At 49.5% G+C, this 23,250-nt stretch carries 2 protein-coding genes; both read left to right on the top strand.

What is annotated here, in order from left to right:
* Positions 1 to 239 precede the first annotated feature (239 nt).
* On the top strand, positions 240 to 8,621 hold the full coding sequence (locus FXV75_RS10925; protein ID WP_148833355.1) for an Ig-like domain-containing protein: 8,382 nt from the start codon (positions 240 to 242) through the stop codon (positions 8,619 to 8,621).
* Positions 8,542 to 23,250, top strand: coding sequence for an Ig-like domain-containing protein (locus FXV75_RS10920; protein WP_316247124.1), 14,709 nt, complete (start codon positions 8,542 to 8,544; stop codon positions 23,248 to 23,250). The genes FXV75_RS10925 and FXV75_RS10920 overlap by 80 nt, the downstream gene beginning before the upstream one ends.

The following is a 23,250-nucleotide window of genomic DNA, read 5'->3' as shown; positions in this document are numbered from 1 at the left end:
TGGCTTGTGTTTATTCTGCAAACGAATGGCGCCTCCTTTTCCTGATTACCTTATGTAATAACGCCCCTTTTAAAGTGATATTCGCAGTGTTTTTTTGCTTGTTCTTTGTATGGCAGGGCGTGCATGTTCTTTGTTGTACTGTTATTGTTATTAAATGTATTCAATTGTGTTTTATTGTGTCATACCGTGTTGTTTCTTAGTGGTTTATGGCTGTTTTTTTGATTCAGGGGTTAGGGTAAATGGAAAGGATTCTCGTTGAGGGTTTGCAGAATATCAGAGTCGTTGGGTTTGATTTACTCACCAAGGGCGCTGATGGGCAAGATGTGGTTATACCAGACGCGCTTGTGAAAATTGCCTCAGGAGAAATGGAAGTCTTTTCAGGCGGCGAGCCTGTTTCTATTACTGACATCATGTCGGCATCCAACTTAAGTCTTGATCAGGTTGAGAACGTTTTTTTAGAAAACATACTCACAGAAAGCGGTTCCGGCTCGGGTGAGGGTACTCAATCTACGCAGAAGGAAGCGGAACAAAAAGACGCGTTGCCAGATGAAACCGAGTTACGGTTACAGCAGCTTGCGGAAGAAGCCGCTCGTCTTGAAGCACTGAAGGAAGACATTGAGGCTAAAGAAGAGGCCTTAGCCGCGCGAGAAAAGCAACTTGACGAAGATGAGGAGGTGGCGGCTGAGAATGCAAGCACCGCGAGCAATCGATTGGATGGGGCTTTGAATGTCGACGCCATTGCCGAAGAGACCTCGGAAGAGGGGGGCGTTTTGCCTAACCCTGAATTGGCAGAAGCGCAAGGCGATACAACACAAAAAAGCACTGAGAGCGGCTCTGGTTTCAAAAAAATCCTACCACAACCACAAATACAACAAGTGGTGGTGTCTTCTTCGAGTGCACCTTCTTCTAAAAGCAGTAACGTCGAAGAAAAAAAGGAAGAGGTAAAGCTAACCGTTACATTGAGCGCAGACACTGATTCTGGTGTGACAGGTGACTTTATTACCAACGTCGCGCAGGGATTAACGTTCGTCGGAACGTCTAATCCTGGGGCGTCAATATCCATGTCTTTAAATGGTGCCGTTGAGCTGGCTACCGCTGATAACGCCGGTGCTTGGTCTGTTACTATCGTTAGTACGCTGCCGGATGGCACTTACACTGCTTTGGTGACCACAACGACGCTTTTGGGTGGCACCGCGACGACAAATAAAACGCTCGTTATTGATACTCAATCCCCTGTACAACCGGATGCTAGGTTAAGTGCCTCCAGTGATACCGGTGACAGCGATACAGACACAATTACCTTTGATTCGAAGGCCACTTTTATTGGTCAAGGCGAAGCCAACACGACCATTGAGTTAACCATCGATGGGCGTGTTTATAAAGAAAAAGTCGGTGCAGATGGACAATGGTCGATGACAGTGACCACGGCCTTGTTTGATGAGATTGATAAAGAATATCAAGTGGTTTCTGTCGACGTGGCGGGCAATCGATCGGCTGAATTGACAGCAACGCTCACGGTCGATACGCAGCTGAATTTTGACGGGAGGCTCACTGCGCTGTTAGACAGTAATGTTGTGGGTGATGATATTACGAATCAAGTTAATCCGACGTTTTCAGGAACGGGTGATGACGCGGCGGCGGTTGTTTTGGTGCTGAATGGGCTTGAATGGCAGACTAATGTTGGCCGTGATGGTGCTTGGTTTATTGACCCAGAAATGCAGTTAGAAGATGGTCGTTATGAATACTCATTAACCTCTAAAGACCTCGCTGGAAATACCAAAACCTTGGCGAGCACTTTAGTCATTGACACGCAGCCTCCTGTGCTCACGGCTCGACTGGACGCCGAAAGTGACACGGGTAACAGCGATTCAGACAGTTTAACTAAGGATGTTCAGCCCAAATTTTCTGGTGTTACGGAAGCGGCAATATCAATCAATCTGTCAATTGATGGTAAAAGTTATCAAACCACGTCTGATAGTAATGGTGACTGGTACATTCAGATGTCGGACAGCCTGTCCCCTGGCAACTATGAATACACGGTAATCGCGATGGATTTGGCCGGCAATCAAACGCTAGTGACCCATGAAATTACCATTGATACCGTGACGTCATTAAGTGGCGGTTTAGATTCAGCGTCAGACAGCGGTGTCTCGGCAGATGATTATCTAACCAACGTACAAACTCCGCTTTTTTCAGGTTCAGGGGAAGCCCAAGCCACGGTCGTGGTAACAATAAACGATACGGAATACAGCACTCAAGTGGGTATGAATGGTCTCTGGTCTTTACAGATCACAGATTTGCTTGAGCCGGGTGAATACACTTACCGTATTCTGGCCACGGATCTAGCGGGTAACCAGTCTCCGCTTATTGAACACACTATGACGGTCGATATCAGTACTGCTGTCACTGCTCAGTTAGATACATTGAGTGATTCAGGTCGATCTGATGATGACGCCGTAACGAGGTTAACTAAGCCGACTTTATCGGGAACCGGTGAAGCAGGAGCAAGGTTAACGTTGACCGTAGAGGGGGACGTTATCAGCGACAACATTGTTGTCGACGAAAATGGCGAGTGGCAGTTTGCCTTTGTGGATGATTTAGTTGACGGCCGTTATTCTTACCAAGTGGATGCCGTAGACTCCGCTGGTAACTCTGCGACAACTGGTCAAGCCTTTGTTATCGATACCTTAATCCCGGCCTCTTTTACAGCGGCGATGGAGAATGCAAGCGATTCAGGTGCTTCTTCAAGTGACTACATTACGAATGCGACTAACCCCATTTTTTCAGGGACATCAGAAGCAGACAGTGATGTGACATTGGCGATTTATCAGGGCGATAATCTGGTCTCTAGTGACAGTGTGCGAGTCACCAGCTCTGAGAGCTGGACATTAGCGGTTACCGATTCGCTGGCCGATGGTGTGTATCGTTTTGAGGTATCGGCAAAAGACGCAGCGGGTAACCAAACCGACTCGGTTAGTCACGCATTGACGATTGATACCGTTGCTGAGTTGACTGGAGGCTTAGCGTCTTTTTCTGATCTTGGTCAATCTAGTACGGATAATTTGACCAAAGATGCGGCGCCTACCTTTAGCGGTACCGGTGAAGCTGGGGCTTCGGTAAGTTTAACGATTGGGGGTGAAACTTACACCACAACGGTCAACGCAGGCCGTGACTGGTCTATTTTGGTACCTGTGACATTGGTTGATGGCGCTTATGATTATCAGCTCAACACCGTCGATTTAGCCGGTAATACCTTATCGGACGATCAACGGTTAACAGGTCGTATTGAGATCGATACGTTACCACCGGAATCTTTTACGGGCCGTCTTGATGCGCAATCAGACTCAGGTAGCGATTCAAATGATCAACTGACGAATAACACACAACCTGATTTTACGGGAACGGTTGAGCCAGGTTCGACTGTAACACTTGACATTGCGGGTCAAAACGTTTCTGCAGCCGCGACGGTAGATGACGCAGGAAATTGGCACGTGAATGTGCCACTCGAGTTATCCGATGCGGTGTACCAATATTCATTAACCGCCGAAGATGCTGCTGGCAATGCCTCGCTTTTAACGGGCGAATTTACCCTTGATACCGACACGCAGATAACGGGTGGATTATTGGCCACCAGTGATTCCGGTGAGAGCGATAGCGATAATTTAACCAAAAATACCACGCCTGTGTTTGGAGGAACCGCCGAGCCGGGTGCCTCTGTGGTGCTCACTATTAACAGTCAAAATTACTCTACTGTGGTGCCTCTTTCAGGGGGGTGGGCGATTACTGTGAGTGATGTTTTGCCAGAAGGCGAGTTTGATTACACAGTAGTCGCGACGGACAAAGCAGGCAATACAGCCCAAAAAACAGGCTCTATCACCATAGATACCTCACTGTTTGTGACCGCAAAACTGGACTCTGCCAGTGATTCTGGTGAGTCGTCGAGTGATGCATTAACTAAGGTAAATACCCCAACTATTAGCGGTACAGCAGAAGCTGGCGCTGTGATAAACCTGTCTATTGCGGGTGCGTCTTACAGCGTTATCGCAAACAGTGATCAGTCTTGGTCTATTGATGTCACCAGCCCACTGGCAGATGGCGATATTGTCTACACGGTTCAAGCCACGGATAAAGCGGGAAACACCGTATCGGTTGACAATGGGCTCACCGTAGACACCCAAGCGCCTTTGTTTAGTGGTGGGCTAAGTGTCGGATCTGATTCGGGCTCGTCCAGTCTGGATGGTGTTACGAATGACACAAGGCCGGTGTTTTCTGGCATGAGCGAAGTAGGGGCGACGGTGTCACTCACTATTGCGGACAATGACTATCAGGTTGTGGTCGACGCTAACGGAGAGTGGCGTATCGCAATAGAAGCCGTCATGGACGATGGGGAATACGATTATAACGCGACCTCCATCGATGCAGCAGGAAACACCAGTACACTCAGTGGGCGGGTGGTTATTGATACACTCATCAACTTTACCGGTGGATTAGATGCAGGTTCAGATACGGGGTCTTCAAGCTCGGATGCGATTACTCAAGCCACTAAACCTACATTCTCAGGAACCGGTGAACGCGGCGCTCAAGTCTCACTTGAGATTGATGGCGCAACGTACCTTACCACAGTGCAAAGCAACGGCACGTGGGCGGTGGCCGTCGATCAATCTCTGGCCGACGCGATACATGCTTATCGACTGATTAGTACGGATGCGGCAGGAAATCAAAAGATTATTAACAGCAGCGTTACGATTGATACAACAAGCCCTTTATTATTAACAGGCGGCTTGTCTGTTTCCTCTGACACGGGCATTTCTTATCAAGACGGTGTTACGTCAAACACAACCCCCTCTTTTTTAGGAACGGTTGAGCAGGGTGCTCAAGTTACAATGACGCTCAACGGTGTGCTTTACGACACCGTTGTTGATGATCAAGGCTCATGGCGAGTCGACACGGTAAGTGCGCTTCCTGATGGTCAATATGACTATCAAATTAGTGCAGTGGATGCCGCTGGAAACCAACGTGTTTTAAACCAAGGACTTACCATCGATACCAAAACTACGTTATCGGGAGGTTTAGAGGCTAACTCCGATACAGGTGACAGCAACACTGACAAGCTAACTAAATTGGTGCAGCCTGAATTTTCTGGTAACGCAGAGACCGGCGCTCAAATTGCATTAACCATTGCTAATCAAACGTATTCAACAACGGTTACTGAGGCGGGTACTTGGTTGGTAAAAGTGACCAATGCGTTAACCGATGGTGGGCATGATTATACGGTCACTTCAACAGACATCGCAGGCAACCAAGCCACAATATCGGGCAACATCGAAGTAGACTCTACAACCGCTGTCACCGCACGTCTAAAAAGCAGCAGTGACACCGGTGAGTCAAATACAGACGGCGTCACAAATAGTAACAAGCCGACGTTCAATGGCACAGGGGAGAACGGGGCGAGCATTCGCTTAGACATCGGCGATGAGAGTTACGAAACAACGGTAGACGATGCGGGAAAGTGGAGTCTTCAAGTTTCGCAAGCGTTAGGGGATGGCGACTATTCTTACACGGCCATCGCTACCGATGTGGCTGGTAATAGCGCGCAAGTCAGCGCGGACATAACCATTGATACGCAAGCACCCACGCCGCTTACGGCGAATTTAGCCGGTGCATCGGACAGCGGACAATCCAGCACCGATAACATCACCAAAGAAACGACGCCAACACTGCAAGGGACGGGCGAAGCGAATGCCCGCATTGTCGTGGTAATGGATAATACGTCGTTTACCACCACCGTATCCAGTACGGGCAACTGGTCATTGTCATTGCCAGAGCGAACCATGAATGGCACCTACGCCTACCAAGTGACGCAAACAGATCTTGCGGGTAATGTTTCATTGCTGACGCGCTCTTTCGTGTTAGACACGACGGCACCCACTATTCAAGGTGGGCTTGTTCAGCAAGACGACTCGGGGCGTTCCAACAGCGATAGTATGACTAATGTTAATACCCCAACTTTTAAGGGCATTGCAGAGCCGAGCGCCAATATATCCTTGTTAATAAACGCAACGGAGTATCCTACTACCGCAGACAGTAACGGTAACTGGTCGGTGCAAGTGACGGAGGCTTTGCCCGATGGCGATTTTGATTATGTGATTTCGGCAGAGGATGTCGCGGGGAACAGTGCTTCGATTAATGGCGCGATGACCGTGGATACAATCTCTCCGTTAAACGTAACCGCTGTGTTGGAGCAAAGCAGTGATACAGGCGCTTCCTTCGACGATAACCTAACCAAAGCCACCATGCCTTTCATCGCCGGTACGGCAGAAACGGGAGCGCAAGTGGTTTTGACCCTCAATGGGCAGCAATACAGTGCCACCGCGAGTAGCGGCGTTTGGCGTGTACAAGTCTCTGAGTCTTTATCCGACGGCGAACACATTTATAGCGTGGTTGCGACCGATGCCGCCGGTAATCAAACTCAGCCAGTAACCGGTTCTTTTATTGTCGACACTAGTACCTTTGTTACTGGTGGTTTGTTGGCCAGCTCGGATACGGGGATCAGCAATAGCGATAACTTAACCCAAATAGACACGCCAACGTTTGTTGGAACCACAGAAGTTGGTGCCAGTGTGGTGTTGGTGATTAATGGTTATTCTTATGAGGCCATGGTTGACACTCAAGGCAATTGGCAAGTTGAGATTCCCGCCGCTCAACCGTTATCCGAGGGTGGGCATAGTTATACTATGACAGCGACCGATCTGGCGGGTAATGCCGCCGTGACGACCAATACGGTAGTGGTTGATACCACGTCGCCAACGCCTTTCACCTTAACGCTCGCACAGGCCAGCGACAGCGCAGAAAAAGGGGACAGTTTAACCAACGACAATACCCCTACGATTGTCGGAACCGGTGAGCCAGGGGCCCGTATCGAGGTAACCGCCGGTAACCAAGTGAAAAATACCACGGTCAACGACAGTGGAACCTGGTCAGTCATCTTAGACTCATTAGATGATGGCCTAGTAACAATAGCAGCAAAAGCCATTGATGACGCAGGGAACGAGTCCACCACCTCGCTCGATATTACGGTTGATACCACCACGCAACTGACTGTGGGTTTATCGTCTGGGTCAGATTTAGGCTTTGAAAATAATGATGGCATAACATCGCAAACCCAGCCTACTTTTATTGGCACCGCGGAAGTTAACGCCACTATTGCCCTAACGATCAACGATGAAACTTATACGACGACGGTAGACAATCAAGGTAATTGGCGCATTACGGTTTCCGATAACCTGCCCGAAGGTGACCATAGCTATCGCGCAACGGTAACCGACAAGGCGGGTAACAGCGTCGAAGCGAATGGACAAGTGACGGTTGATACCACAGCGCCAACTCCCTTTACTGGTGGCTTGGATTCTGCCAGCGATTCAGGTATCAGCAATAGCGACAAGTTAACCAACGTTACTCAACCCACCTTTAGTGGTACGGGGGAAGTAGGATCTCGTGTTCGCCTAACGCTTGATAATCAATCAAAAACAGTGAGCGTTGACGAAGAGGGTAATTGGTCAATAACAATAGATTCAGCGCTGACCACGTCAGGAAACTATCCTTATGCTTTACTCGCCACGGACGTCGCTGGTAACAGCAAGAGCCTATCCGGCAGCTTTACCCTAGACACCACTATTAATTTAACGGGAGGCTTAGATTACACCAGTGATACAGGCCTCTCATTTAGTGATGGTTTAACTCGTGATACCACGCCAACATTCAGCGGCTCTGCCGATGCGAACGCAACAGTGATGGTGACGGTTTCAGGTCAGGAGTATGTCACTACCGCCACGTCAAATGGACGATGGAGCCTAACGGTTGAGCAGCCATTAACCGATGACATTAACGGTACAACATACCCTTACACCATCGATGCAACGGATGCGGCCGGTAACCAAGCAACGCAAATTCATAAAAACTTCACGCTAGATCTTGGTAACCCTACGCCTTTTCAGGGAGCGCTTGCCGCGAACTCGGATACAGGGGCACCAGATGGGGTTACCAGCGACAGCACGCCGACGTTCACAGGCATTGCTGAAACTGGGTCTTCAGTAAAAATTGAGATCGACGGCGCTACCTTTAATGCCACCGTAACGGAGTCAGGTAACTGGTCTGTCAGTGTTCCCTTTGCCAACAAACTGTCGGATGGAACCCACGTTTATCGATTAATCGCGACAGACAAAGCGGGCAATGAATCAACCATTGAAGACACGTTGACGATTGATACCCTAGCTCCCGCTCTTACGGCCACCTTATCTACCGCTTCTGATTCTGGTGATGCGAATAACGACGGTCTTACGAACATCACCACCCCCAGTTTTAATGGCACCACTCAGCCTGGTGCATTGGTTGAACTCACCATTAATGGCGTTTCATATTTGGCATCTATGCAAGATAACGGTAATTGGACGGCACAGGTTACCAATGCGCTTGCACAGGATGATTATCATTATGTGGTCACGGCCTCAGATTTGGCTGGTAATATAAGTACGATATCAGGCGATATCAGGCGATATAAAAGTCGATATACAAGCGCCACAGCCCTTTACAGCCAGTCTGTCTCAGACGTCGGACTCGGGTAATTCAGACACTGACAAGCTTACTAATGTAACTCAACCCACCCTTTCCGGCACGGGCGAAGTGGGCAGCCATGTTCGAGTAACCATTGCTGGTGGTCAATATGTCACGGACGTCGACTCTAGTGGCGTTTGGTCGGTGGCGTTAACGTCGTCACTGTCTCAAGGTGAGCAAACATTTTCAGCGATCGCTACGGATGCGGCGGGCAATAGTACGGTCCCTGTTATAGGGTCTTTTACGGTTGACACAGAAACTAGTGTGACAGGTGGATTAAGCAGCGCTAGTGACAGTGGCCGTGAAAACGACGACGACATTACCAATGCAACCAAGCCAATTTTTAACGGCACCGCAGAGATTGGTGCGACGGTCAGTTTAGCTATTGGTGGTAATACTTATGCCGCGATTGTAGATGAGTCTGGCAACTGGACGGCGACTGTCACGGATGCGCTGAGCAATGGCACAAAACCCTACACCGTTAGCTCGACGGATCTAGCGGGCAACACAGCGACGGCAACCGGCAGCATCGAAATAGACAATGTTGCGCCGACGCAGGATTTTACCATTCGTTTGGCATCTGGTAGTGACACGGGATCGAGTTTAACCGATAAGATTACATACGATAAAACCCCTACATTTGAGGGCACAGCGGAAGCTGGCTCAACGGTTACTTTAAAAGTAGATAATACAGTTCGTGCTGTTGATGTGTCTGACGCCGGCACTTGGAGCGTGACTTACCCAGAACTAGCCGATGGCGTAAAAGCCGTGGCGGTTTATGTGACTGATGTGGCGGGTAACATCGCCAACATGACAGATTTCGCCTTCACCGTCGACACGACCACCACTGTCGCTGGTGCCATGAGCGCGGACAGCGACAAAGGCTTTTTGAACACCGACGAAATCACCCACGTCACCACGCCGACCTTTAACGGCACAGGCGAAGCGGGCGCGACGCTGGTGTTGACGATCAACAGCGAAGACTACGAAACCACCATCGGTACCGACGGTAATTGGTCGGTACAAGTCACCGAGGTCTTGCCAGAAGGCAATCATGACTACACCATCACGGCGACTGACGTGGCGGGTAACGTAGCGAGCGACAGCGGCACGGCGACAATCGATCTCACCGATCCTGACAACTTCACCGGTGGCTTGGACGCGGACAGCGATACCGGCACACTCGACAACGACGCGTTAACCAACGACACCACGCCGACCTTCACCGGAACGGGCGAAGTGGGGTCTAAAGTGACCCTAACGTTAGATAACCAAAACACAACCGTCACCGTGGATGGCGATGGCAAATGGAGCATCACGCCTGACACGGCTCTGACCACGGCGGGCAATTATCCTTACGCCCTGACCGCACAGGATGTGGCGGGTAACACGAAACAAATTACCGATACCTTTACCTTGGACTTGGTGGCGACGTTAAGTGGTCGTCTGGACGCCGACAGCGACAACGGCTTCAGTGACAGCGACAACCTCACCAACGTGACCACGCCGACCTTCACCGGTGCAGCGGAAGCGGGCACGGTCGTGTCTGTGTTGATCAATGAAAAAACCTACAGCACCACGGTGGCTGCAGGTCAAACCACCTGGTCGATCACGGTTCCTGAGTCCGACGCTTTAACCGACACGAGCGGTGATACAGAGAGCGGCACGGATTACGACTACACCATCAGCGCCGTGGATTACGCGGGCAACACCGCCACGCCAGTGACCGGTAAATTGACGCTGGATACAAGCAATCCAACGCCATTAACCGGTGGTTTAAAAGCCGATGCGGACAACGACACAGGTCGTGAATCAGACGACACCATCACTAATAATCGCTTACCGACGTTTGAAGGCACGGTTGAAGAGGGCGCCAAAGTTACCCTGAAGATCAACGGTGGCGAATACCAAGCGACCGTGACCGGCACCACTTGGACTTACACCTTACAGACTGGCGAAACCCTGCCAGCCAATGGCACGCTCAATTACACCATTGAAGCCGAAGACAAAGCCGGTAACATCAGCACACTCAGTCGCGCTATTACGGTGGACACGACGAATCCAGAGGTGACCAGCGCTTTAGCGGTGGAGAGCGACAGCGGCGTGTCGAACAGTGACGATTTGACCAATGACACCACACCGACCTTGAAAGGCACCTCGGACGCCAATGCAGACATCGTGGTGACGATCTCAAGCACAGGCAGCACAGATAAGGTCTATACAACCCAAGCGGACAGCGATGGTAACTGGAGCATCACCGTACCAGCGGGTGAAGCGCTGAGCGAAGGCGAGCAAAATTACACCGTCAAAGCGACCGACGTGGCGGGCAACACCACCACGCTCAATGGCGACACCTTTACCGTCGACACCACGGCCCCTACGACCCTAACGACTGACTTGGCCACGGCCAGCGACAGCCGTGATCCACGCAACACCACGGGCACCAACAGCGATGGCATCACGAATGACACCACACCGACCTTAACGGGCACGGTGGAAGCTGGCTCGACGGTACAAATTACTATAAACAACAACACGTTCGATGCGGTAGTGATCGGCACCACCTGGAGCTACACACCGACTGCTGACTTGCCTCAAGGTACTTACAATTACCGTGTGGTGGCCACCGATGTGGCGGGCAACAGCACGGCTGCCGAGACCGATTCGTTCACCATCGACACACAAATCGCCAGCTTTACCGGTCGCTTACAAGCGGCCTCGGACACGGGCGACAGCAACGCAGACGATCTCACCAAAACCACCCAACCGACCTTCGCAGGCAACGTGGAAGCGGGTTCTGTGGTGATCCTGAGCATCAACGGCCAAAGTTACAATGCCACCGTCGACGCCAGCGGTAACTGGACCGCACAAGTGGGCGACGCACTGACCGACGCCACTCATGCTTACAGCTTAACCGCCGTGGATGTGGCGGGTAACGAGCAAGTCTTGTCGGGCAGTATCACAGTAGACACTCAAGCACCGACTGAAGACTTCAGTATTGGGCTTTTGTCATCAAGTGATACGGGATCAAGCAATACGGACAAAATCACCAACGACAAGACGCCGACACTAACCGGGACGGCTGAAGCGGGAGCGACAGTCGCTTTATCGATTGATAATGTCGTACGCACTGTCCAGGTGTCAGATACCGGGACATGGAGCGTGACTTATCCCGAATTAGCGGACGGAAAAAATACCGTCACTGTTTCTGTTACCGATGTCGCCGGAAACGAGGCGGCGATGCCTGATTATGTGTTTACTCTGGACACGGCGACGACCGTTACCGCGCGTTTGGACGCCGATTCTGATAAGGGTAATTTGAGCACAGACAGTATTACCAATATCGCGACACCGATTTTTTCAGGGTCGGGTGAAGTGGGCGCTTCTATTGCTTTGCTCATTAACGGTAAAACACATACGAGTACGGTTGGCTCAGAGGGTACTTGGAGCATTGCTGTGCCTGCGGTGGATGCTTTGGACAGTGATTCTTATGACTATAAAGTGACGGCAACCGATGTAGCGGGCAATGAAGCGACAGCAGAAGGCACTGTTTTAGTGGACTTATTGTCACCGACAATCAGTTTTGATCAGATTGCGGCGGACGGTGTGTTGAACATCGTTGAGTCTGGTAAGAGTCTGACGATCACGGGGACAACCACGGATGTTGAGAACAATCAGATATTGTCTCTGTCTTTAAATGATAAGAGCTACACCGCTACCGTTATCGGTAATGTGTTTTCTATCGTGGTTCCAGCCGATGACGTAGCGGCGTTAACGGCAGAAGATTACACGGTCACGGCGAGTGTAAGTGATGTGGCGGGCAACAGCGCCACGAAAAACGCGAGCTTCACCACCGACTTATCGGCGCCCGTGGTGACCATCAATATAGTTGCAACAGATGATTATATTAACCTTAGCGAATCTGGTCAGGCGGTGATTGTTTCTGGCACAGCCTCTGGAGCCGAGTCGGGTCGTACAGTAGAAGTGACATTGGGTTCGAATACCTACGAAACAACCGTGGATGAAAACCAAAACTGGTCGTTAAGTCTGACTCTTGAGCAAGTGGCTTTATTACAAAATAACGCCACCACCGTTGTTTATGCACAAACGACAGATGAAGCAGGTAACGTTTCTAATCAAGCAAGCCGCGATATTTATAAAGACATCACGCCGCCGACGCTGATCATCAATGATATCGCCGAAGATAATGTGGTTAACTTGCAAGAATCACAGAGTGTGGTGACGATATCGGGCACGGTATCTGGCGTGGCGGATGGGCGTGATGTCTCGGTGGAATTAAATGGCAAAACCTACACGGCGGAGATCAGCAATGGCAATTGGTTGGCTGAGATCAACAGTACTGATGTTGGTGCGTTAGCCGATGCTAAACCTCACAGTGTTGTGGTATCGGTATCGGATGTGGCCGGCAATATTACCACGCAGTCCAAGACCCTTAGTGTGGATAAAACGATTCCTGAAGTCAGCATCAATACTCTTTCCGGTGATGGCTATTTAAATGCTATTGAAGCAGGTCAAGCATTGGTGATTTCTGGCTCAACTGTAGGCGTGGAAAATGGTCAGTCTGTGACTGTTTTACTCAATTACGTTTCCTATTCAACCACGGTGACCAATAATACCTGGACGATTCCTGCGTCTGCCTTAGCCGATGCCAACCTTGTGGATGGGCAAACCTACCCAGTAACGGCGAATGTAAAAGACATCGCGGGGAATGCGGCGGTTGAAGCTACGGCGAACTTGATCACCGATTACACTAAGCCAAATCTGACCATTGATTTGTTGTCTAATAATGACTACATCAATGCGGCTGAGTCCTCAACAGCGCTGTTGGTGTCTGGTACGAGTGATGCCGAAAATGGTCAAACAGTGACACTGACACTGGGTGATTACACAACGACCACGACAGTACAAAACGGCGTGTGGTCTAAATCGATTCCTGATTCTGTGATCAGCGGATTGAACGATGGCGATTACTTTGTGGTCGCTAACGTCACTGATGTAGCCGGTAATGAAGCGGATACAGCGACACGAAACGTCACTGTGGATACTTCTGTTCCAGTGATTACGGTGTCGACAATTGCCCAAGACGGATTGCTCAACACGGTTGAACGAGATGCTGGCTTAACTATAACGGGCACTACGGATGATGTGGCCGATGGGCAAAAAGTACTTGTCACGCTGAACAGCAAAACCTACGAGGCGATTATTGCCGATAACGCTTGGTCGGTGTCTGTTGTTGCTTCGGATTTGAATGATCTAACCGACAACACCACCTATCCAGTGTCCTTGTCAGTCAGTGATTTAGCAGGTAACACCGGAAACAAATCTGAGACGTTAAGAACAGACTTTACCCCGCCGACCATAGAGATTAACGATCTTGGCGACAATGTTCTGAACATTGCTGAACGTGGTGAGGCACTAGAGATTACCGGCACCACAGGAGACGCAGAAGTAGGGCAGCAGGTCACGGTTACTTTTAATAACCAACCTTATTACGGATCGGTCGCCAGTGATGGAACCTGGTCGGTGACTGTGCCAAGTACGCGCCTAAGTGCCCTGAATGACGCGACGCCTTACACCATAGAAGCCAATGTGTCGGATGCATCTGGAAACCCAGCGCCGTCGGCAACCTTGGCTATCACTACCGACTTCACTGTGCCTGTGGTGAGCTTCAATGCTATTTCTGAAGATACGTCACACGATTACGATGAGACAACAGAAACCGATTTTTATACATCGGATCAGTCTCTTACGTTATTGGGAACAACGGAAGCGGGCGCTACCGTTAGAGTCTATGACAGCGAAAATCAGTTGTTAGGTTTGGCAACCGTTCAAGCCAATGGTGCTTGGTCGTATGCGCATACCAACACATTAGCAGAGGGCAGTCATGTTTTTAACGTGATCGCGACCGATGCAGCGGGCAACAGCCGTGATGTTGCACAGCGCACCATTACCATTGATACGTCTGCACCCACGGTGTCTATTGTGGGGATTTCCCCAGATTCAGGGGCCATTACAGACGACGGTATTACCAACTCTCAAACATTGAAATTTAACGGCACGGCGGAAGCCAACGCTTGGGTGGTGGTATCAGTAAACGACAGTGTGATTGGGCAAGTAAAAGCCGACACAGGCGGTGTTTGGACATTCGATTACACGGGCACCACTTTGGCAGAAGGGGAATACACGCTGAAGGCAACCTCGGTTGACCAAGCGGGTAATACCAGTAGCGCGGCGGAGTTTGCTTTCGAAGTAGACACCACTAACCCAATCGGCAGTTTTGTGAGCATGTCTACGGATTCAAACATTACCAATGATTGGATCAGTTCAGACACTACCCCAACCTTTAATGGTACGGCTGAGCAGGGCAGCAAGGTACAGCTTTATGTTGATGGTACGTTAGTGAAAACCATCGCGGCGATGCCGGAATCGGCAAGCTGGTCGATCAGTTTTGATGAATATAAAGCCCTTATCGGAGGTGTTGATGCCCTGTCTGAAGGCAGTCATAGCTTGACTATGACGCTGACCGACGTAGCAGGCAATACCGCTTCCTACAGTAAAGGTTTCACCATAGACAGCGAAGCGCCAGATGTCGCCATAGCGAGCATCAGCGATGATACCAACGTGGCGGGTGATTTTTATACCTCGGATGGCACCTTGACCTTCACTGGGACCGCAGAAGCTGGCGCGAGTGTCCGTCTTAACGTTGATGGTGAACTAATCGCAACCGTAACCGCGAACTCACAAGGTGTGTGGAGCTACGAGTACACCACAGATCTTGGCAGCGATACCTATACACTCACGGCCACCGCGTCCGATGTGGCCGGCAACAGCCAAACCGCAACGCAGAACTTCATTGTCGATAAAGTTAACCCAAATGCGTTGAGTGCAAGCTTAGCGTCGGATTCTGGTATTAGTGCGGAAGATTTTATTACCCAAAATGGTGAGCTGACCATTAGCGGTTTAGAGACAAATGCCACCTGGCAATACAGCACAGATGGCGGTACGAACTGGCTAGCAGGTTCTGGAGATAGCTTTACCTTAGCGAGCAATACCACCTACGTGCAAGGCACCGTTCGAGTAAGACAGTTTGATTTGGCAGGAAATGAGTCGGCGGCATGGTCGAACGCGTCGGCCATCGTGATTGATAATGAGGTGGCAACGCCATCACTTCGTTTGTCAGAAGATACTGGCGCTCAGAACAGCGATTGGGTGACCCAAAATCGTCAACTCAATGTTGACGACTTAGAGACAGGGTCGAGCTGGGAATATTCATTGGACAATGGGAGCACCTGGACAACGGGCACAGGCACCACTTTTACACTGGCGGACAATAAAATCTATTCCAATGAACAGGTGCAAGTGCGTCAAACGGATGTGGCGGGCAATGTTAGCTTATCGGTAAAAGCACCGGCCATCACCATCGACAACACCAAGCCTGCTGTTGTGACGGTGACTCTGGATGCCGATACCGGCCAAAGTGCCACCGATTGGACGTCTAACAACGGCAAGTTGAATGTGTCTGGCGTTGAAGCGAACGGCAGCTGGTTCTATCGAACCTCTGCGGACGGTGTTTGGACAGAAGTGACCGCCAGTTCTTCCTTTACATTAACTGAAGGCGTGTATGAAGCGGGTTCGGTTCAAGTGAAGCAACGAGATTTGGCGGGCAATGACAGTGATGTTTGGACAAACGAACAGTCGATTATCATTGATCAAACACCTTATGCTGCACCAACCGTGGTGTTAGAAAATGACGAGGGTACGCTGGACGACGATTGGGTAACCAACGACGGCACCTTCGTGGTGGGGAACATCGAAACCAATGCCACCTGGGAATACAGCACCAACAATGGTGCGTCTTGGACGCAGGGCGTGGGCACCAGTTTTGATGTGGCGGAAGGCAACTACAGTATTGGCGTGATTCAAGTACGCCAAAGCGATGTGTCAGGTAACGTGAGCACCAAGTGGACATCGACTAAAGCCTTGGAGGTAGATACAACCATCCCTGCAGCGCCGACCGTTGGCTTGGTAAAGGATACCGGTTCATCGAGTACGGATTGGTACACCAATGATGGTGAGGTTCGTGTGTCTAACCTTGAAGTTGGCGCCACTTGGAAATATTCCCTAGATGGCGGTACTACTTGGAATGCGGGCGACAGCGACACCAATATATTCTCATTGACAGATAACACCACTTACGACGCAGGTGATATACAAGTACGCCAGTACGACCTTGCGGGTAACGAAGGCACAGTGAAAAGTCTGGGGCAGGTGGTCGTGGATGTAACGGCACCTGTTACACCTGCCGTGGTACTTGCATCAGACACAGGCTCTGATGCCACAGACTGGATAACCGGTAATGGTCAATTAAACGTGACCCTAGAAGAGGGCGCTATCTGGTATTACAGTCTCGATAGAGGCGTAAACTATACGCCAGGAACTGGCACCAGCTTTACTCTTGAAGAAGGCAGTTATGCCTCTGGTGAAGTGCGTGTGTACCAAGTCGATAAGGCCGGTAACGAAAGTACTAGATGGGAAAGCCCTATTATTCAGGTCATTACCACACCTCCAACCGTAGACTCTGTGGCCTTGGTATCGGGCGAGGATACAGGCTTGAGCACGACCGATTTTATTACCAACAAGCAGTCTTTGACTTTCGAAGGCACTACCTCTGGCAATGTGGAATTTGTGACCATTAACTTTAATGGTAGCGGCGACGTGAATGTTGCTGTATCGGAGGGTGAGTGGCGCTATGGCCCGACTGAGAATTTAGTGGCTGATGAGTACACGTTTGAGGTGTTTGCCACCGATATCGCCGGCAACACCAGCGGTACGGTGACGCAAGCGGTAGTGATTGATACCACAGAACCTGCTGCACCAACGGACATAGTGTTGACCACAGATTCTGGCACAGAGGGTGACAATAAAACCAACGACACTACGCCTTCTTTCCAAGGCAACGCCGAGCCCTTCTCTGAAGTCACCATGACGTTTGATTTAGGCAATGGCGTGACGCAATCTGCGACCGCCATTGCCAATGCGTCGGGCGTGTGGTCCTTAACGGTGAGTGAGGCTTTTTCTGATGGCAGCTTTAGTTATACGGCTTCCACCAAAGACCTTGCCGGTAATGTGTCGAGCACCGTGGCAAGTGGCAGCCTCACGGTTGATACAACCCCACCAGTGGTAAGCAATGTTGAACTGTATAACAGCAACTCACTTAAGCTCGACGAGTGGCTTACTAACGATGCCACAGGCAATTTTAAGCTGACGGGCACGGCAGAGCCCAATGCGATCATTTATTTTTATAAAAATGGCAGTGTATTAGGCAATGCGACAACGGATACAGTGGGTGATTTTGAATACGTGTTCAATATCAACACTTTTGTGGAAGGCACTTTTGCCATCAAGGTGCAGGCAAAAGATGATGCGGATAACCTCAGCACGGCCTTCACCAAACAGCTGGTTGTAGACCGCAGTATTGAGCTGACGGGGGGGCTTGAAAAAGAGTCCGACTCTGGTGTGTCTGATGTCGATGGTAATACTTCTAATCCGACACCGACTTTTTCTGGTACGACCGATCCAGAAGCCACAGTGACCATTCAAATAGGAAATGTTTCACAGGAGGTGATCGCTGATATTGCTGGGGTATGGAGTTACACACCTTTTAATGATATTTCTGATGGTAACTATGGTTGGAGCATTTCTGCCGTCGACACGGCAGGCAACAGCACCTCAGCGCTCGGTACAAATTTATCCGGTTTGTTGGTGATAGACACCGAAGCGCCAATGTTAAGCAATGTTGCGGTTCAAGCTGACTTTGTTGATGGCACCGACGACACAACCAACGATCGAGTATTAAATATTGTTGGTGAGAGTGAACCTGATGCCTATATAACCTTAAAAATTGACTCGCAAGACTTCTTTGGCCGAGCAGATGGGAACGGTGATTTTACTATTACCACGTCTACCTTGAGTTACGCAGACCATACTTTTAGAGTGATTGCGGCCGATGCCGCAGGCAATGAAACCGAAGTGGTCGATACGGTGGTCATTCAGCCTAATTTTATTCCGTTAGAATTTAATTTAGCCGACGATTCTAACTCGGGCAGTAGTTTCGACTTTTTAACCAATGAAAATAACCCCACCATTATTGGACGAGGCACGCCAGGGTCGACTGTCACGCTGACCATTACTAATTCGCTTAATGCCGACATTCAGGTCTATACAACCACGCCCAGTTCGGCAGGGAACTGGCAAATTGCCGTGGACATTGACTTGCCTGATGACGCCTACACTTTTTCGGCAAGGTCGGTAAAAGTCGGGGTCGATTCAGATGATGACGCTCACACCGTAATCATAGACACACAAAACACCCTGACATTTGGCTTAAGTGCATCGACAGATTCATCGGGCGGGGAGGCAATCACTAATGCCTCGTCAGTAGAGATAACCGGTACTTCAGACCCCAGTGCCAATGTCTCTGTGGTTATTTTTGATGGCCGGAACGAGCAGGTGTCTGCGCTCAGTGCCACAACGAAAAGTGATGGCACCTATTTACTGGCTGTGCCGGGTTTGTCGGAAGGCGACTATACCTACGTTGTCACTTCTATCGATAAGGCGGATAACCGTGTTGGGGGCGATGCAAGTTACACGGGAGCGTTTACCATTAATCGTGTGCCACCCACCATTACTGGGGGGCTGCACCCAGATGATGATTCGGGTATGTCAGATTCCGACGGCATCACTTCAGATAATACACCGCGTTTTGCCGGTACGATTGAAGGTGAGTTTACCCAGCTTTATGTCGAATTAAATGGGCAAAAAATTTATGTTTACCGAGAAGATGCCAATGGAGTTGCTGCTACAAACCTAGTGGATGAAAATGGTAATTGGGAATTGCCTATAACAACGCCTTTGGCTGATGGTTATCACAACTATATTATTGTAGCGACAGATGCGGCCAACAATGAAGCCAAAATTCAAGACTCGATTCGTGTTAAAACAAACATCGAATTTACAACCTATTTAGAAAACGATTCGGGTGAATCGGACACAGATTTCATCTCAAATGAAACGCATTTGGTTCTAAAGGGTATAACAGAGCCTGGAAATACCATCGAAGCTATTTTGTACAATACGAGCAACGAAGTACTCAATACACTGAATTTGACGTCAAATAATTCAGGTTATTACACGGCGGACTTTGGAGAAAATTTCGATCCGGCCACTTACAAGGTGGTGTTCAATGTGTCTGATGCCGCGGGTAACAATCACTCATTGACCATTGAGGAAGTTGTGGTTGATACCGCGGTGGCCGATTTAACCATGAGCTTTGATAGTACATCAGATACCGGCACCGTCGAGGTGTGGGGCGCTGGCGTGATTATCGATGGCATTACCAATGTGTCAAACCCTGTTTTCTCGGGTGAAGGCGAGCCAAAATCGATTATTACAATTACCTTAAAAGATGCTAACGATAATGTAGTAAAAGAAACCACGGCCTATGTTGGATTGTCAGGAAACTGGAATTACAGCCCTGGAGTATTGGACGATGGCGCTTATACTATTTCTGCGGTGGCCAGTGATGTGGCAGGTAATCTGTCTTTAATTCCGGCCGAACTGTCTTTTACCGTTAAGACAACGGACCCCAATTTAACGTGGCAAATGGATTACGATACCAACAATGATGGGATCATTAACGAAGCCGAATATGCGGCTTCTGACAACCCGGGGGAAGTACGTTTTTCTGGCACCGGAGACGCGGGCGATAAAATTACTTTGACGATCTCAGGTCAAGAGTATAGAACGGATGTCGCTAATGACGGTACTTGGTTAATTGACACGCCTAAACTGTCGGATTTGTTATACAACTTCCAGTTACAAGCGGAAGATGTCGCGGGTAATGTTACCACTGTCAATAACAGCGTCATTCTTGACTCGGGTATCAGTGCCAGCATCTGGATGAAAGAAAGTGATGATACGCTGTACAAGTTGGATGAAATTACCAGTAATACAAATCCGGGCTTTGGCATTCTGACTGAAAAAGACAATGAAATTACCGTGGTGGTCCGCAGCGGCTCTGCAAATGGAACGGTGTTTTACCAAGAGGCTTTTACGGCAACAGCGAATTCGTTTAATTGGCAATTACCCAATGGGCAAACTTACCCTGACGGGGATTATTATGTTCAAGTATCGGCGACAGACATCGCGTCGAACGAAGCGATTTCAGGCAATCTGAAATTTGTTATCGATACTCAAGTCGACGTTCAATCTGCGGTCCAGATTAACTATTCCAATGAGAACAGCTATCGTGGAGCCCTTGATGACGATGGCGACGATATTTATTATACCAACATAAGTCAGTTCTCTATTCGCAGCCATGTTGAAAATGAAATTTACAACATGCGCATTACCCCTGTAGATAGCAGCCTAAGCGGTAACTGGACTCGTTATACCAGTGATAAATTGAGTGATGTCTTTACCATTCGTCTGCCTGAAGCATTATCGGATGGCCAACATCAATTAACGATTTCATGGGTCGATCGGGCCGGCAATGAGGACAGTCAGGTCATCACAGTGGACATTAATAACGGGATCGATACCTTTAATTGGTCGGTGAGTGACTTCACCAGAGATGGTGACTTTTTCTATGGATCTAGTGACAGTGCGACTTTTAGTGGTCAGACAGATGCGGGTGCAACAGTCAGAGTGACGCTAAATGGCGTTAATTATTCTACGACCGCCGATGCAAATGGTGATTGGAGTGTCACGGCAACGGGTTTAACGGATGGTGTTTTTCAGGCCAGTGTGAGCGCGAGCGATCAGTGGGGCAATAGCAGATATTCAGTAAATCAGGTGTTTGTCGTAGATACTTTCGCGCCCACTTTTAACTACAATGGCGGGGCGGAGGATCAAGACTCAACCGAGGATATTTTATGGAACAGTGAGGCGCGAGTGCTTTCTGGTCGAGCTGAGCCGAATACCTTTTTAACCATTTCGATTGATGGCGATACAGCCCAAGATATTACTTTAGACGCCTCTGGCTATTGGAGTTTTAATTTATCCAGTTTGGGTGATGGCAGCCACGATATCACCCTATTGAACGAAGATTTATCGGGTAACCCTTCATCCAAAAATTTTACCGTTGTCGTTGATACCAGCACCCCCACCGCGACCATCGAGCTGGTCAGCGACGCATTGAAAGGCGGCGATACAACCCTAGTAACGGTGATTTTCAGTGAGGCTGTGTCGTCGTTTGCGTTAGAAGATATCACGGCTAACAATGGTGTATTAAGTAATTTAATCAAAGTGAGTGACACCGAATACACAGCAACCTTGGCCATTAATATGGGCGTTGATCAAGGCACAAACAGTATTTCGCTGGCGACCACCTACGAGGACTGGGTTGGAAATCAAGGCACCCTTGCCGCCAGCGCCAATTATACAATAGACAGTACCGCACCAACGGCCGCGATTACCGTTAGTGACACCGTGTTGTCGATGGGCGAAAGTACCCAGGTGAATATCTTGTTTTCAGAAAATGTCAGCGATTTTGAGCTAGAAGACTTAATTGCTGACAACGGTGTTTTGAGTCATCTGGTTAGGCTCAGCGAAACGGAATACACCGTCACTTTAACGCCATCAATAAACACGGAAGCCGGCGGCAATTCGGTGCGCTTAAGTGCGAATTATGTCGATGCTGTCGGCAATATAGGGACGGTTTCGACCAGCGGATCTTACCTTGTCGACACCCAAGCACCGACAATTACCTCGATTACCTTGTCCGACACTGAATTGAAAATAGGCGACACAGCCACAGTGACATTGCAGTTTAGCGAAGCAGTGAATGATCTCGAATTGTCTGATTTGATCATAGGTCATGGCGTTTTGTCAGCACTGGCACAAGATTCGCAAGATAGCAGCGTCTGGACCGCGATATTGACACCAAGTGCTGATGTTGAAGACACCGCCAATGTTATTACTTTGGCAAATGGCTTTACCGACATCAACGCGAACGTAGGGGTAGGCGGTAGTAGTAACAACTACAGTGTTGACACCTCAGCGCCAACAGTCAGTGAGAATGGTTTGACGGAAGATACCGACTCTGGCTTGTCACCGTCCGATAGTATAACGAACAGTAATCAGCCAACATTTGAAGGAACAGGTAGCGTGGGCGATAGTGTAACCGTGACTGTCTTTGGTAGCAGCGCTATAGCCACCACAACGGTTGACGCAAATGGTGAATGGACGGCGACATTAGACTCCGCCCTAAACGACGGCGTTTACCAATATACCGTTACCGCGGAAGACGTTGCTGGGAATAAAACTACGTTAGCAAGCAATGACTTAACCATCGATACTCAGGCGCCAGTGAGCAGCGGCTCAGCGGAACCTTTGGTGGGTGATACGAGCATAAGCGGTAACGTGTCTGGTGAAGACGGCGCAATAATAGCGGTGACTTTGAATGGAGCGGCTTATGGTGGTGATGGCGGTATGACAAGCGTTCAGTCGGGCATGTGGTCGATTAGCGGCGCTGCACTTAGTCATGGGGACACAGTAATAGCCACTATTAGTGATATCGCAGGCAATGAAGATACCACCGCCGATATTTACGCTATATAA

This window comes from Marinomonas sp. IMCC 4694 (assembly GCF_008122525.1).
In the GTDB taxonomy this organism is placed as follows: Bacteria; Pseudomonadota; Gammaproteobacteria; order Pseudomonadales; family Marinomonadaceae; genus Marinomonas.
The sequence above is the reverse complement of the archived record's forward strand: the minus strand, read 5'-3'. Positions and strand labels throughout refer to the sequence as shown.